The following is a 14,098-nucleotide window of genomic DNA, read 5'->3' on the forward strand; positions in this document are numbered from 1 at the left end:
GAAGGATATTTGAGCCCGCGTTTGATTGCAGGGCTCAATGCTCGTCTTGCTGCTCGTCGGCCAGCGCCGCCATGCGCTCGGCGTGGGCCTCGCGGGCGTCTTCGATGACCTCGAGCAGCTGGTCGACGTCGACCGCGCGGGTGTCGGGGGTAAAGCAGCCGGTCAGCGGCGTGTCCGGCTGCAGCTCGCCGCCAGCATAGAGTGCCCAGATCTCCTTGCCGTAGTCGGTGTCGAGCAGCGCCGGCGCGAAGCGGCCGAAGTAGCGGCGCATGTTGTCGACGTCACGCTCGAGCATGCTCGCGGCGCTGTTATTGCCGGCGGCGTCCACCGCCTGGGGCAGGTCGATGATCACCGGACCGTGGGCATCGACCAGCACGTTGAACTCGGAGAGGTCACCGTGCACCAGGCCGGCACACAGCATGCGTACCACATCGCGCATCACCTGGGCGTGATAGTCGATGGCCTGCTCGGCGCTCAGGCTCACATCGTCCAGCCGCGGGGCGGCGTAGCCTTCGGCGTCCTGGATCATCTCCATCAGCAGCACGCCGTCGACGAAGCCAAACGGCTGCGGCACGCGCACCTCGGCCGCCGCCAGCCGGTAGAGCGCATCGACCTCGGCGTTCAACCAGGCCTGCTCCTGCTCCTTCTGGCCGTAGCGGGTCTTCTTGGCCATGGCGCGCGTGCGGCGGCTGTTGCGATCGCGGCGCCCCTCCTGATACTGCGCGGCCTGCTTGAAACTGCGCTGCTTGGCTTCCTTGAAGACCTTGGCGCAGCGCAGCGCCTCGCCGCAGCGCACCACGTAGACCTGAGCTTCCTTGCCGCTCATCAGCTGGGTGACGACCTCATCGATCATCCCATCCTCGATCAGCGGCTGTAGACGTTTGGGTATTTTCATGGCCCTAGTGTGGCATATTCAGTGGCGAATTCGGCGTACGCGAACGCGACGCCCCTTGAGCGGGTCGGCGCTCAGCTTGGCCAGGGCCTGCTCGACTACCTCGCGGCTCACCGCGACATAGGCGCTGCGCGCCAGCACCTTGATCTTGCCGACCTGGTCACCTGAAATACCGCCCTCGCCGGTCAGCGCACCCAGTATATCGCCGGGGCGCAGCTTTTGCTGCTTGCCGCTGCCGAGCTGCAGGGTGGCCATCGGCGGCGCCACCGGCTCGCGCTCTAGCACGCTGCGCGGCGGCAGCGTCGCCTGCTCGAGGGGCGCGCCGAGAAACTCGACGAGGCGCTCGAGGCGGTAGCTTTCGGCCTCGCTGACCAGCGTGCAGGCAACGCCGGAATCACCCGCGCGCCCGGTGCGCCCGACCCGGTGGACGTGCACCTCCAGGTCGCGGGCGATCTGGTAGTTGAAGACCGCATCCAGCGCGGCGATATCCAGCCCGCGGGCCGCCACGTCGGTGGCCACCAGGATCGAGGCACTGCGGTTGGCAAACAGCACCAGCAGCCGGTCGCGGTCGGCCTGCTCGAGGTCGCCGTGCAGCGCCAGGGCGCTGAACCCGGCGTCGCACAGCGCCGCGGCCACCTCATCGGTCTCGCGCTTGGTGTTGCAGAACACCACGCTCGAGGTGGGGCGCAGTGCCAGCAGCAGGCGCCGCAGGGCGTCGAAGCGCGCCGCCTCGTCGGCGACACGATAGACACGCTGGTCGATACTGCCGGCGTCATGGGTCGAGGCGATCTCGACGCGGGCCGGCTCACGCAGCAGCACCTCGGCCACCGCCTTGACCGCCTCGCTGTAGGTGGCACTGAACAGCCAGGTCTGGCGGCGCGGCGGGGTCTCGGCAACGATCGCCTCGAGCGACGCCTGAAAGCCCATGTCGAGCATGCGGTCGGCCTCATCCAGCACCAGCGTTTCGAGGCCGCGCAGGTTCAGCGAGCCCTTGCGCAGATGCTCTTCGACGCGCCCCGGGGTACCCACCACGATGTGCGCGCCGTGGGCCAGCGAGCTGAGCTGCGGGCCCAGCGCCGCGCCGCCGCATAGCGTCAGCACCTTGACGTTGGCCAGCAGCCGCGCCAAGCGGCGCAGCTCCTCGGCGACCTGATCGGCCAGCTCGCGAGTCGGACACAGCACCAGCGCCTGCACGCGAAAGCTCGTCACCTCGAGCCGCGACAGCAGCCCCAGGCCGAACGCCGCGGTCTTGCCAGAACCGGTCTGGGCCTGGGCGATCAGGTCGCGTCCGGCCAGCATCGGCGGCAGACCCTCGGCCTGTACCGGCGTCATGCGCTGGTAGCCCAGCGCCTCGAGGTTGGCGAGCAGCTCGGGGGCCAGCGGCAGCGCGCTGAAATCAGCGTCGGCGGGGGCATCGGACACGAAGTAGTACCTGCAGCGAGAATGCGGGCGGCGAGAATACCAGAAAGCGCGGCGTGGGTGCCGAGCGGCGGTGTAATTTCGACGTGGTATTTGAACTCCTATCAGCTATCCGGCAATCGCTCGACGCCATCGACCAGCAAGGTGGCGACGCCGTCCACGACACGCAGGGTCACGGTCTGCATCGGGGTCACCTCCCCGTGCGTCACGTCGTCGAGGCGCAAGCGGCCGTTGCGCACCTCCAGCCGGTGGCCGTTGACGGTCACTGAGGCGTTCTGGCCGCTCACCGAGCTCTCTGATCGCGAACTGCCGCCGGACACCGAGCTGCTGGACGCGCTGCTGCTCGAGGCGCTGCTGGAAGTGACCGTGGTGGTGCTGGAGCTGCTGCCCGACGAATCGCCCTCTCCAGCCGTCGCCATTGCCGGCCAGGCCAGCGCCAGGGGCGACAGCCACAAGGCCCATCTGTTGCGTTTCATCATACACTCTCCCATGGCATGCCAGGCTTCACTTAGTCTGGCACACAAGATTATGCTGCATTGCAGCAAGATCAGGACTAGAGTAAGGGTGTAGCCCACAGGAGGGTCAACGCCATGCACCTTACTTCAACCATTACCCATCCAGCAGATCAAGACGTCTTCGACCACTGGCTCCATCACGCCGAGTATCTGCGCGCCGCTACCGATGCACTGAGTGAATATCTAGACTAAAGCCGCTCGGGCAAGCGCTGGGTGCGCAAAGCCTGCTATGATGGCCCGGTAACATCGTCATGCACGGAGAAGACACCACGATCGATCATTCTTTCCAAGCCCTACCGGAGGTTCTCATGAAGGTCTATAAACCTGAGTGGCACTGTACGTTTAGCGTAAACGAGAGCGCAGAACAATCCGCCAGCTGGAAAGAGCGCATCGCCTGGCTGATGCGAGATATCGCAGACAGGTTGGACGGAAGCGGTAGAACGATCAAGATTGACTGTGACGTCACCCCCGGGGTGAGTCGTCAGGACGTGGATAGCTGCCTCGGCAAGGGCTTCGAAGTGACCCAGAGCCTATTAATGCAACTCGCCCATCAAGCGGCATGTGAAGACGTCATGCGCGATGCCAAGGCAGAGCTGTTCGAGGAAGACTACCAGCACTGACCTCAGTCATTGTCCGATGTAACGCGGTGATATCGCCCCACCCTGCCCCGGCAGCGTGGGGTGTTTCGTTTATGCCCCCGGCGAACGGCTCCACGGCATCCCGGCAGTGCAAAAAGTGCTAAAGGTATCGTGCCGGCGACCGTTAATCCCTGTATGGATGCCGCATCCCCATAACACGAGACTGCCTATTGAAGCCCGCCGTGCGCTTTCGACTGCCCTCACGCCTGCTGGCCGGCGTGCTATTGGGGCTCTGCTGGCTCACCCAGGCAGCGCTGGCCGATGTCCCGACGCTTGCGCTCAGCGAGGCGCAGGACCGCTATGCGCTCGATCCCTACACCGCGCTCGTGGCCGACACCCAAGGCGACCTGACGCCCGACGCTCTGCTTACAGAGCCCATCGACTTCAGATTGGCCCAGCAGCGCAGCGACCTGCACCTCGGCTATACCCAAGCACCGGTATGGCTGCGCAGCGAGTTGCATAACGCGAGCGACGCGGCGCAGCAGTGGATCGTGCAGTTCGAGTACCCCTTCCTCGACTACGTCACGCTGCACATCGTCCGCGACCAGACCAGCGAGGTGCTGAAGAGTGGCAGCGCCGTACCCGTTGGGCAGCGCGCCATGGCCCACCGCCAAGCGGTATTCCCGCTGACGCTGACAGCAGGAGAAGAGGTCACCCTGCTGGCGCGGGTGGAGTCTCACGGCAGCAAGATGCTGAGCGCCAACCTGCTCAGCCCCGAGCGCTTCTACACCAGCAACGACCGCCAGAACTTCTGGCTGGCGACCTACTTCGGCATGCTGCTGGCACTCGGATCCTACAATCTGCTGCTGTACTTCGGCCTCAGAGAACGGGTCTTCCTGCACTATGCGCTGTTCGTGTTCAGCTTTACCCTGGCGATCCTCACCTTCAACGGCACCGGCACGCTGATCTTCTGGAGCGCGCTTGGCGAGCACAGCGGTCGGTTGGTCACGCTGGGCTTCACCCTGGCCTCGGCGATGGCCACGCTGTTCGCCCAGAGCTTCCTCGACACTGCGACCTACAGCCCGCGCTGGCATCGCCTGCTCGGCGCGTTTCGACTATGGTGCTGGCTGGCGGTGGCCATGGCGCTGCTGCTGCCGATGCAAGCCGCACTGCAGATCATGGATGTCACCGGATTCAGCGCGGCGCTACTGTTGCTGAGCTGCGCCATCAGCAGCAGTCTGCGCAAGGTTCCCGGGGCCCGACTGTTCGTACTGGCCTGGTCGATATTCCTGCTTGGCGCTTCGGTATTCGCGCTGCGCAACCTCGGCATCCTGCCGTCCAACTTCATCACCCTACACGGCATCCAGATCGGCTCGGCGCTGGAGATGCTGCTGCTCTCCTTCGCCCTGGCGGCACGCTTCAACAAACTCAAGCGACAGAAGGAGCAGGCCCAGGCCGAGATGCTCGCCTCCCTCAAGCGCCATGAGGCCGCCCTTGAGCAGAAGGTTGCCGAGCGTACCGCCGAACTCGAGGCCATGGCGGCAAGCGACATGCTCACCGGGCTGCTGAATCGCAACGGCCTGGCCCAGTGCGCGGCCTCGGCACTAGAGCGCAGCCGCCGCATGCAACAGCCACTGGCGCTACTGATGCTCGACCTCGACGACTTCAAACCGATCAATGACCGCTTTGGCCACGCCGTCGGCGACCTGGTGCTGCAGCGCGTGGCGCGCCGAATCGCCATCCAGGCTCGTGCCGGCGACCACTGCGCGCGCTTCGGCGGCGACGAGTTCATCGTGCTTGCCGAAAACTGCGGTGATGAAGCCGACATGGCCGAGATGCGACAGCGCCTCGCCGAAGCCATCACCGCGCCCATTGCGCTCCCCAACGGCAGCCGCGTCAGCGTCGGTGTGAGCATAGGCAGTAGCTGCTATGACGGCGGCACGCCGGACTTCGAAGAGCTGCTGCGTCAGGCCGACATTGCCATGTATCGCACTAAGCGCCAGGCCAGCGATGGTCGTCAGGAACAGCCCGGGGCGCCTGAAAAACCCGAGAAATAGCGACGAATAATCGCCCTGATGGCTCTATTGAAACTCCCTGCACCACACTATAGTGAAGATTGAGGCAACGCCTTGCGCCTCACCTACTACCACTGTAACGCCGTTACTTTCAGGAGTGACTTAACATGGGTGCCCCGGACGCGTCCTGCGACCTGCCTGCCGAGCCACTTTCCACCGTTTACCCTATGGTCGATACCACTCACCTTGCCATCGATGCCGACCTGTTGCGCCGCCTGGCAAAGGCCAAGGCACGCCTCGACCGCCTCGAACAGCAGACGCGTTCCCGCGATGATACGGCGCTGGCCGCTGCGCGGATCGAGTTCTCGCTAGCGTCACGCGCGCTGGCAGATGCCCTTATCACTCAGGATGCCCGCCTGGCTGTCGATACCTGAACCGCTTAGACCCCACTGTTGCCAAACACCAACAGGGCAATCGCTTGTTTTATAGTGATAAACTCCAACCCCTGCCAGAGTCGTTGGCATTCGGAGACACTTAACAAGCGATTCTCGGTTCTTGCTCGCCGCCTGTCGCCAAAGCGCCCCTAGCCTTTCGGGCTATCCCCTTGTTTTATCAATTATCCACGACCACCTGGAACGAATTTCGCTAGTAATCTGCGACTGGAAAGTCGATTCGTGCCCGGCCGCGGTCTCAGTGAGACCTGTGATGGTGGGCCACGCGGATGAGTGCAGCAAGGATGCTTTCACTTAAACCCTCTGGAACAAGCAACCTGTTCACTCTTTTCTTCGTCATGACGCTGCGGCCTCCAGGCGCTACGTGGTAGTGCGCCTCATGCCACGCCCCGTCAGCGATGTGCGTCACTTTGGCATTCCATTACGCCCGCAGCCGCGGACTTCGTATCGAGACGCCTGACATGAAAAGAACACCACCTAGCCCCATAGCGACCAATCTAAATGTGCTGCTTGTCGGTACGCTCCTCGCTCTCAGTATTGCTCCCGTCGTGGCCTCATGGTTCAAGCAGCGAAACATGCCGACGGCCAACACCGCCGCGACCTTGCATCCCGAAGTACTCATCAGCATCGCCTTTGTAACAGGGGTGGTACTCGTCCTGATAGGCATCGTGAGGCCGCTATATCGCGCCTATCAGATACGCGAAGAGAACCTGCTGAGCCTGGAGCGGAAACATAGGAAGCTTACCGCTCGCAACCGGCAACTGGCACACCAGGTATGCATCGATGGCCTGCTTGGCATCACCAATCGGCGCGAATTCGAACAGCGCCTGTCACGCGAATGGCAACGCGCCATCCGCGAACAGCACCCCCTCAGCCTGCTGCTGATAGATGTCGACCACTTCAAGGCTTACAACGACAGCTATGGCCATCTGCAGGGCGATGCCTGCCTGAAGCGCGTGGCTCAAGCGTTGCAGGAAGCAGTGGGGCGCTCGGGCGATACCGTGGCCCGCTACGGGGGAGAGGAGTTCGCCATACTGCTGCCCAATACCGAACAGTGCGGCAGCCTCGACGTGGCCCGGCAGGTGCACGAGAGTCTCGCCCGCCACGCCATCCCCTTTGCCGACTCCTCCTGCTCGGCGTTCGTCACTGTCAGCATCGGCGCTGCCAGCATGTCACCAGGACATCGGGATCACGGTCACGACCTGATTCGCTGCGCCGACAAGGCCCTCTACGCAGCCAAGCACAACGGTCGCAACCGGACCGAAGCCTTTTTACCCGCGCGCCTTGTGACGTCCAGCAAAAGCAATGGCCAATGCGCTGCCAGTACCGGGCCCCAGGCTCTCCTGCACGACAAGCGCATTGCATGACCGCGCCCGAGACGCAGCCGGCACTTCTTCGCTTGGCATCAAAGGCTTATCTCGCACTTGCAGCATTTTGACCATCACGGCTGATTTTCGTCATTTTGTTGCCATCATCGTCGATCTTCACGATAGGTTGCCAGACCCGGCCAGGGCGGTTACTATCCCGTAGACTTATGGCCCCCTCATCGCATCGGTGGACACACGGCCAACACGAGATCCGTGAGGTATCATCATGGGACGCCAATCCCAACTTCTGCTCACCTGCTGCCTGACGGCCCTGTTGACCGTCGGACACGCCCACGCGCACCAGGTCGAGCCCGACGAGCCCCAACTGGGCATCGCCTCCTACTACAGCGACCGCTTCCAGGGTGCCACTACCGCCAGCGGCGAACCTTTCGACCAGCAGGCGCTGACTGCCGCCCACCCCACGCTGCCTCTGGGCACCACTGTCGTGGTCACCCGGCCGGACACCGGCAAGGAAGTGGAAGTACTGATCAATGACCGCGGGCCCTTCATCGACGGCCGCATCATCGACCTCTCCAAGCGCGCCGCACGCAAGCTCGACATGCTGCATCGCGGCGTGGCGAGAGTCGAAGTGATTCCGGTCGCCACCCCGAACTGACGCTCGGCACGGCGGCACGGCAACGCGCCCGCTACCTGGCCAGGTAGCGGGCGCGTTGCGTTAAACGGATTCAAGCACCGGACGTCAGCTTGTCCTGGGTCTTGCGCTCGAAGTCGCTGGCGTCGTGACGCTCATGGAGCTGCATCTCCAACTCGCCGAAGGTGCGATTGACCATCCGCCCGCGCTGCACCGCCGGACGCGCATCGATCGCCTTGGCCCAGCGCTGCACGTGCTGGTACTCCTGGACCTGCAGGAACTCGCCGGCATCATACAGCCGCCCCAGCGCCAGCTGGCCATACCATGCCCAGTTGGCAATATCGGCGATGGTGTAGTCATCGCCGCCCAGATAGCGGCTCTCGGCCAGGCGCCGATCGAGCACATCGAGCTGACGCTTGGCCTCCATGGCGAAGCGGTCGATGGGATACTCCAGTTTCTCCGGCGCGTAGGCATAGAAGTGGCCGAAACCGCCGCCAAGATAGGGCGCGCTGCCCATCTGCCAGAACAGCCAGTTCAGCGTCTCGGTACGCAGCGCGTGATCGCTGGGCAAGAACTCGTCGAAACGCTCCGCCAGGTAGAGCAGGATGGCGCCCGACTCGAACACCCGGGTTGGCGCGGGGGTGCTGTGGTCCATCAACGCGGGGATCTTCGAATTGGGGTTGACCCCGACGAAGCCACTGCCGAACTGGTCGCCCTCGCCGATATCGATCAGCCAGGCATCGTACTCGGCATCTTGATGGCCAAGCGCCAGCAGCTCCTCGAGCAGCACCGTCACCTTGACCCCATTGGGCGTAGCCAGCGAGTAGAGCTGGAAGGGATGCTTACCTACCGGCAGCTCCTTATCGTGGGTGGGGCCGGCGACCGGGCGATTGATGCTGGCGAAGGTGCCGCCGCTGGCCTTTTCCCAGGTCCAGATGCACGGTGGTGTGTAGTCGTTTGATTGGCTCATGCCGGCTCCTCAGCGAGTGATGTGGTCGTGTCCTGCGACAAACGATAGCCTGTTAAGGTTTCATTCGCTAAGCGTCGCGCCGCTGCGGCGTTCCGCTTGCCACCTCCGGCTGCCGATAAAATAAAACCGAAACCCTTTGACCCGCACCCTTAGGCATGACACTGTGGTGCCAGTTGGTTAGCAAGCAAGCATAGTTCCAGAAGCATTCGAATTCTTTCGGCAGCCTGTAATTGTATTCCTTGTTTTACCCGCTACTTATCATCTGGGTAACACCAGGATTGTATTGCAAAGCGCTAAGCGCGAAAGGATTTTATTATGACAACTGGCACAGTTAAGTGGTTTAACGATTCAAAAGGTTTTGGCTTTATCGCTCCGTCTGACGGCGGTGATGATGTCTTTGCCCATTTCTCCGAAATTCAGTCCGAAGGCTTCAAGTCCCTGCAGGAAGGTCAAAGCGTCTCGTTTGACGTGACCCAGGGCAAGAAAGGCCTTCAGGCGTCGAATATCAAAGCAATCGCCTGATCTAACGATCTGACGATTTCGTCGAACCTCCGGGTTCGACAGCAGGGCCCGCTTCGGCGGGCCCTGCTGCGTTGTGGCTAGCGGCTAACTTGGCTCACGCGCATCTGGATGCCCGCCCTTGGCGATATCATGCTGACTGAGCACGACTATCTCCCGCGGCCACCACTCGGGGTGGTTGTCACGAATGAAGGCCATCAGCCTTTCGCGGACATTCATTTCCGCTATCCAGCCGGCGAAAGGATCCGAGGCCATGAGATAGCAGGAGACTGTCTGGGTCCTTTCGCTCTGGCCGGTGACATAGCAGCAAAGTTTGTGGTGTTCGATGACGTTGTCCTCCTCCTTGGCGAACGCCATGAACTTCTCCCTGATAGCCTGGATGTCGGCGCTCAAATGGAGCACCAACTCCAGCGTCTGGCACATCTTGGCGCCCTTTACCGATAGGTTCTCGAAGGGCCTGGAGACAAAGTACGTCACCGGCACGATCAAGCGCCGCTCGTCCCAGACCCTGAGCCGTATGAAGGTATAGAAAATGCCCTCCACGTAGCACCACTGCCCTTCGAACATCACCAGGTCGCCGATGCGTATCGGCTTGGCCAAGGACACCTGGAACGACGAGAGGATATTACCCAGCACCGCCTGGCCCGCGATACCTACCAGCACGGTCACGACACTGGCCGACGCCAATAGCGACATGCCCAGCGTCTCGAAGAGCTGGATCTGGCTCAGTACATAGACGGCAACCGCAACCACCGTGATCAGGATGATGATCCGGCGCAGCGCATAGAGCGTAGTCAGCAGCTTGCGCTCGTCGCGGGGCTTGGTGTCGTCGATCTCCCCGGCGATCCGCCTAGTGACTTTGAGCATAAGAGTGTCCACCAGGCGCAGCGCAATCGTACCGACACCCCAGGCGATGAGGATGATCAGCAAGACCCGCATGAAGGTGGTGGCAACGGCCGTGAAGGAGACAACATAGTCGAGCATGGCCTGGGCTACGAAAGCCATGACCAGCAGAGCCATGGGGACGCGGATCCTGCCGGCGAAGATACTCGGTGCACCACTCGGAGACCAGTGCGCCAGCAGGCCGACCAGACCGTAGACCCCCCACCCTACCAGGCCGATCACTAGCAGGAAGAGCGGGATCGCGATCCACTCCCAGATCTGCAGCATGCCGAGCGTCGCCTTGAAGCGCTCCGGGATGAATGCCTCCAGCAGCGACGGACCGAACGCCTCGTAGAGCACGGGAATTGACGCGACGCTATCGGGAGTGATCAGCCAAACCGGGTCCTCGTCCTCGACTCGATAGCGGGCCAGGCGGATATCGTAGGTATCACCCTCGACATCGAGCGAAGCGAGCTCGAGATTTCGACGTGGCTGACCTACCTGCGGGTGCTGCCCTGACGGATCCTCGATAGCGGCATCAGGGCGCCCGGAAAGGTCAGAGGCATTCAACTGCTCACCACGCTGCAGCACCTCGGCCAGCTGTCTAGCCAGCGCTGCCCCCCTCTCTCGCTGCTCTGCAGGATCCAGCTCGCCAAGGTTGAGCAAATGCGCCGCAGCGACAAAGTTCTCCTGTTCGGTAAGCTCCAGAAAACTGCGGACTGTCTCGCGTGGTGTTTCCCGCCGGAGCTGTTCCGGCGCCTCATCGAGCCCGGCATTGATGGAATCGATAAGAAGCCACTGCCCCTCTTCGCTATCTCCTTCATTCGCGTCCGTGCCCTGCGACATCTGGGCCACCCCGGGCCCAGCAAGGAGGATGGCCACTGCCATTGCGGCCCATACTGCCAACAGCCGCCTTGCGCCGTTTCCTGTCATGACATTCTTCCTTATTGAAGCCGACCGCTGTCTCTTCCGTCAGACAGCGCTGCTCGGGGTTCGCCGCCCCCAAGGCTGTTAGCAGTACAGCTCACCGACGACCGCTTCGTCCAGCCGTAAGTGGGGTGTTAAATGCCAATAATCAAAAAAGACTTTGACCCGAGCTAATAACCGTGACACCGTAGGTGCAGCAGGTTAGTTAACGGTAAGTAATTCAGTAATGTACGATTTTCTTCGGCAGTCTGTAATTTTATCTCGTTCTACCCGCTGTTCATCTGGGTAAAACCAGTAATATTGCAAGGCGCTAAGCGCGAAAGGATCGACATTATGGCAACTGGCACAGTTAAGTGGTTTAACGACGCAAAAGGTTTTGGCTTTATCGCACCGAGCGACGGTGGTGATGACGTTTTTGCCCACTTCTCCGCCATTCAGGCAGAAGGCTTCAAATCCCTGGAAGAAGGCAGTTCCGTCTCTTTTGACGTGACCCAGGGCCAGAAAGGTCTTCAGGCCTCGAATATCAAGCAACTCGCATAACCTAACGGTTAACGAGTCTTCGAACCCCCGGGTTCGATATCAGGGCCCGCCTCGGCGGGCCCTGATGCGTTGTGGCTACTGGAAAACTTGGCCCTGGCCAGGAGATGCCATGACCTACTCCTGGAAGCACTCGATCCGGACGGTGCCTCACCGCCTGGTCAGCGCCGCTCGCCGCAGGCAGGCCAGATGCAAAAACGGCACCAGCAGCGGGCTGGCAAAACTGCCCGTCGCCACGATGATCACACCCTCCGGCGCCGCCCAGCCTGCCTCGATCAGGCCCACCAGCAGCAGCGAGACGCTCAGCAGTCCAGCGCCCAAACAGGCAGCCCGCCACCACCACAGCGCCCCAATCAGTCCCTCATCGCAGTGCCAGAGGTAGGTAATCGCCAGCCGCCACAGGCCGAAGATCCCCAGGTAGCCCAGCAGCAGGAAGTGCAGGATCGCCAGCTCTTCCAAGCGCCAGGGAAACCCCACCGTCATTAGCAGAGCCAGGCTGAAGAAGAGACAGAACAGGCTCGCCGGCAGCGCCAGCACGAGCAACTCGGCAGCAATCAGGATGCGATGGACGCTTTCTCTGTTCATGTTGCGATAAGGACCGATTCAAGGGTGTGATACTCGCCGCAGTGCCTCTACATACCCCGCGGCAATCACAGAGATGCCAGGCAATCTGCTACACCGGCCAGCCCCACCAAGCGCTGACCAGCTCGCATACTACACCATCGCGTATTAAATCATCGGCAGGCCCTTCGAGGCGAACGGCTTCCTGGACACGGGGACCCATCAGGGGGGGGGCGACCAGCGGCACGCATGATGCCGACGAACTGGCCGACCTACTGCCCTTCAAAACGGAGTGGACACGCCATCGTCCATGAAATGATGGCGCACTAAATGGGGATGCACCTCTGGAGCGCCTGTTTCAGGCGCATACGGCTATCACCCAACGTAGATCAGGGCCCGCTTCGGCGGACCCTGATACGTTGTTAGGCCATTCTGCTCGCCGCAGCTAGGCCAGATGTAAAACCCGCAAGGAAAATAACCCCGGATTTACCCGCACTTGCAGTCATGACCGCAGTCGACCGAACCGTCGGCATGACCGCTGGCACAGGACTGGGAGCAGTACAGCTTGCCATCCTTCTCGATCGAGCTGCGATCGACTGCACACTTGCACTTAGGGCATGCACACTCTTGCTGAGACATCACGAACCTCCTTGGCTGTATGTACTCTCCAATAGCATAGTCCGGTCAGGCGGTGTTATGTAATTACGTTTAGGCGGGGAGTTATTGTCTAGGTGCGGACCAGCACCTCCCCACGACATTGCCGCGCCTACTCTCATAACTTAAAATCCACCACTGGCGTGTTATGATATTTCAACTCATAAGCAGTATTTCTTGCATGACCTCACCGTAACGCACGCGCATAATAGTGCACAGCAGGCGCAATATATGCGATTATTTTCAATCTACCCTCAGCCTGATGGTCAATTTTTCCACAACATCCACAACCAATTGGCGATCGCTTGGCTTTAGAGGCGACAACAACTGTTTCACTCTACTTGCCTGATCATCGACATGCGAGCTGGCCTGGCCGAGCAGCTCGGCGGCTTCGCAATTTAAAATCTCAGCAAGTTCAATTAAACGCACAATATTGGGAATTACCCGTCCACGCTCGATACGCGAAACGGCTTCATTACCAACGCCTAAGCGCTCAGCAACTTCTTCCTGGGTCAGTTGACTGAGAACCCGCTGTTTGGCAATGGCTCGGCCAATACTGCCTGCTAGCCGTTCCTGTTCAGTTTTATTCACAACGCCCTCCATGTAGACCTAGATGGTTGAGGAGCGACCTATTGACATGAAGGACTGTTTAGGTTGAATATCACCCTATTGGGTTGAGCTAGAAGCACACATTTACACTATGCATTTTTTTGATACCCGATGATACATACAAGCCTGCCAGCGTGCCACAAGAACGCTAGGTTTCAGAAAGAAATACTGGTTTTTTACAATTTTTCAGTTTCTTACGCTGATGTAAAAGGGGCTTCTATGCGGAATAGCTGATGAACTTCGCGTTCAGCTAAACAAGAAAAATGTAACAGAGGGAAATTTTTTTTAATCGGAAATGGGCCACAGGCTTACATTCCGAAAAATGCTTTCAATTATTGGCGTTATGGATGTCAAGGAGGGGGCGGCATGAGGGATGTGAGACGATCAACGGCTGATGCTAAGTCCCCCTCCATCATCGAGCCAGGTGACAACTCGACACCCTTTGCTATTGGTCCCGCTGCATATGGCTCTCAACCGGGAGCGGGCTAGTAATTCACAACCTGCGTCTCGCCCTATGGCTGACACATAGCACAGTGGCAGGGAGTTCATGCAGGCAGTAGTGACCATGACATAACAAGCGGGCGCTGAAATGAGCTGGACAACACAATG

Annotated in this window: 15 protein-coding genes; 7 read left to right on the plus strand and 8 right to left on the minus strand. The window is 60.7% G+C overall.

All coding sequences use genetic code 11. The annotated features are described in order from the left end of the window. Nucleotides 1-34 precede the first annotated feature (34 nt). The 3 genes from QC821_RS05590 to QC821_RS05600 form a co-directional block, all read right to left on the minus strand. A complete protein-coding gene (locus QC821_RS05590; RefSeq protein ID WP_309718111.1) occupies nt 35-895 on the minus strand; it encodes a PA4780 family RIO1-like protein kinase in 861 nt (286 codons plus the stop codon). 18 nt (nt 896-913) lie between these two features. Beyond that, a complete protein-coding gene (dbpA, locus tag QC821_RS05595) occupies nt 914-2,314 on the minus strand; it encodes an ATP-dependent RNA helicase DbpA (protein WP_309718113.1) in 1,401 nt (466 codons plus the stop codon). Between the two features lie 101 nt (nt 2,315-2,415). Continuing rightward, the gene (locus tag QC821_RS05600) at nt 2,416-2,787 is read right to left on the minus strand and encodes a hypothetical protein (RefSeq protein WP_309718116.1); all 372 of its coding nucleotides are present in this window, start codon (nt 2,785-2,787) and stop codon (nt 2,416-2,418) included. A 347-nt stretch (nt 2,788-3,134) separates the two neighbouring features. Here QC821_RS05600 and QC821_RS05605 point away from each other — a divergent pair, with 347 nt between their 5' ends. The 5 genes from QC821_RS05605 to QC821_RS05625 all read left to right on the plus strand — a co-directional run bounded on the left by QC821_RS05605 (nt 3,135) and on the right by QC821_RS05625 (nt 7,854). Beyond that, on the plus strand, nt 3,135-3,446 hold the full coding sequence (locus tag QC821_RS05605; RefSeq protein ID WP_309718119.1) for a hypothetical protein: 312 nt from the start codon (nt 3,135-3,137) through the stop codon (nt 3,444-3,446). A 188-nt stretch (nt 3,447-3,634) separates the two neighbouring features. Beyond that, nucleotides 3,635-5,461, plus strand: coding sequence for a 7TM diverse intracellular signaling domain-containing protein (locus QC821_RS05610; RefSeq protein WP_309718121.1), 1,827 nt, complete (start codon nt 3,635-3,637; stop codon nt 5,459-5,461). A gap of 125 nt (nt 5,462-5,586) precedes the next feature. Next, complete coding sequence (locus QC821_RS05615; protein ID WP_309718124.1) at nt 5,587-5,853, plus strand: hypothetical protein; 267 nt, start codon at nt 5,587-5,589, stop codon at nt 5,851-5,853. A gap of 593 nt (nt 5,854-6,446) precedes the next feature. Further along, complete coding sequence (locus tag QC821_RS05620) at nt 6,447-7,238, plus strand: diguanylate cyclase (RefSeq protein ID WP_309718127.1); 792 nt, start codon at nt 6,447-6,449, stop codon at nt 7,236-7,238. Nucleotides 7,239-7,464: 226 nt separating this feature from the next. Continuing rightward, nucleotides 7,465-7,854 (plus strand): septal ring lytic transglycosylase RlpA family protein, encoded by a 390-nt coding sequence (locus QC821_RS05625; protein WP_309718129.1) that lies wholly within the window; start codon nt 7,465-7,467, stop codon nt 7,852-7,854. A 70-nt stretch (nt 7,855-7,924) separates the two neighbouring features. On the opposite strand, the gene yghU is transcribed toward QC821_RS05625, so the two are convergent. Continuing rightward, nucleotides 7,925-8,800, minus strand: a complete 876-nt coding sequence (gene yghU / locus QC821_RS05630) for a glutathione-dependent disulfide-bond oxidoreductase (protein WP_309718131.1) — start codon at nt 8,798-8,800, stop codon at nt 7,925-7,927. A gap of 315 nt (nt 8,801-9,115) precedes the next feature. Between yghU and QC821_RS05635 the strand changes: the two genes are divergently transcribed. Further along, nucleotides 9,116-9,322, plus strand: coding sequence for a cold-shock protein (locus tag QC821_RS05635; protein ID WP_095621609.1), 207 nt, complete (start codon nt 9,116-9,118; stop codon nt 9,320-9,322). 84 nt (nt 9,323-9,406) lie between these two features. Here QC821_RS05635 and QC821_RS05640 read toward each other — a convergent pair whose 3' ends face one another. Further along, nucleotides 9,407-11,134 (minus strand): mechanosensitive ion channel family protein, encoded by a 1,728-nt coding sequence (locus QC821_RS05640; protein WP_309718136.1) that lies wholly within the window; start codon nt 11,132-11,134, stop codon nt 9,407-9,409. 327 nt (nt 11,135-11,461) lie between these two features. Here QC821_RS05640 and QC821_RS05645 point away from each other — a divergent pair, with 327 nt between their 5' ends. After that, nucleotides 11,462-11,668 (plus strand): cold-shock protein, encoded by a 207-nt coding sequence (locus tag QC821_RS05645; RefSeq protein WP_076746423.1) that lies wholly within the window; start codon nt 11,462-11,464, stop codon nt 11,666-11,668. A 147-nt stretch (nt 11,669-11,815) separates the two neighbouring features. On the opposite strand, the gene QC821_RS05650 is transcribed toward QC821_RS05645, so the two are convergent. From QC821_RS05650 to QC821_RS05660, 3 genes are all read right to left on the minus strand, one after another. Further along, on the minus strand, nt 11,816-12,250 hold the full coding sequence (locus QC821_RS05650) for a hypothetical protein (protein WP_309718140.1): 435 nt from the start codon (nt 12,248-12,250) through the stop codon (nt 11,816-11,818). A gap of 462 nt (nt 12,251-12,712) precedes the next feature. Next, nucleotides 12,713-12,865, minus strand: a complete 153-nt coding sequence (locus QC821_RS05655) for a metallothionein (RefSeq protein ID WP_309718143.1) — start codon at nt 12,863-12,865, stop codon at nt 12,713-12,715. Between the two features lie 258 nt (nt 12,866-13,123). Further along, nucleotides 13,124-13,471 (minus strand): helix-turn-helix domain-containing protein, encoded by a 348-nt coding sequence (locus QC821_RS05660; protein WP_309718147.1) that lies wholly within the window; start codon nt 13,469-13,471, stop codon nt 13,124-13,126. Nucleotides 13,472-14,098 lie beyond the last annotated feature (627 nt).

Origin of the sequence: Franzmannia qiaohouensis (assembly GCF_031451695.1) — a bacterium.
GTDB classification, from domain to species: domain Bacteria; phylum Pseudomonadota; class Gammaproteobacteria; order Pseudomonadales; family Halomonadaceae; genus Franzmannia; species Franzmannia qiaohouensis.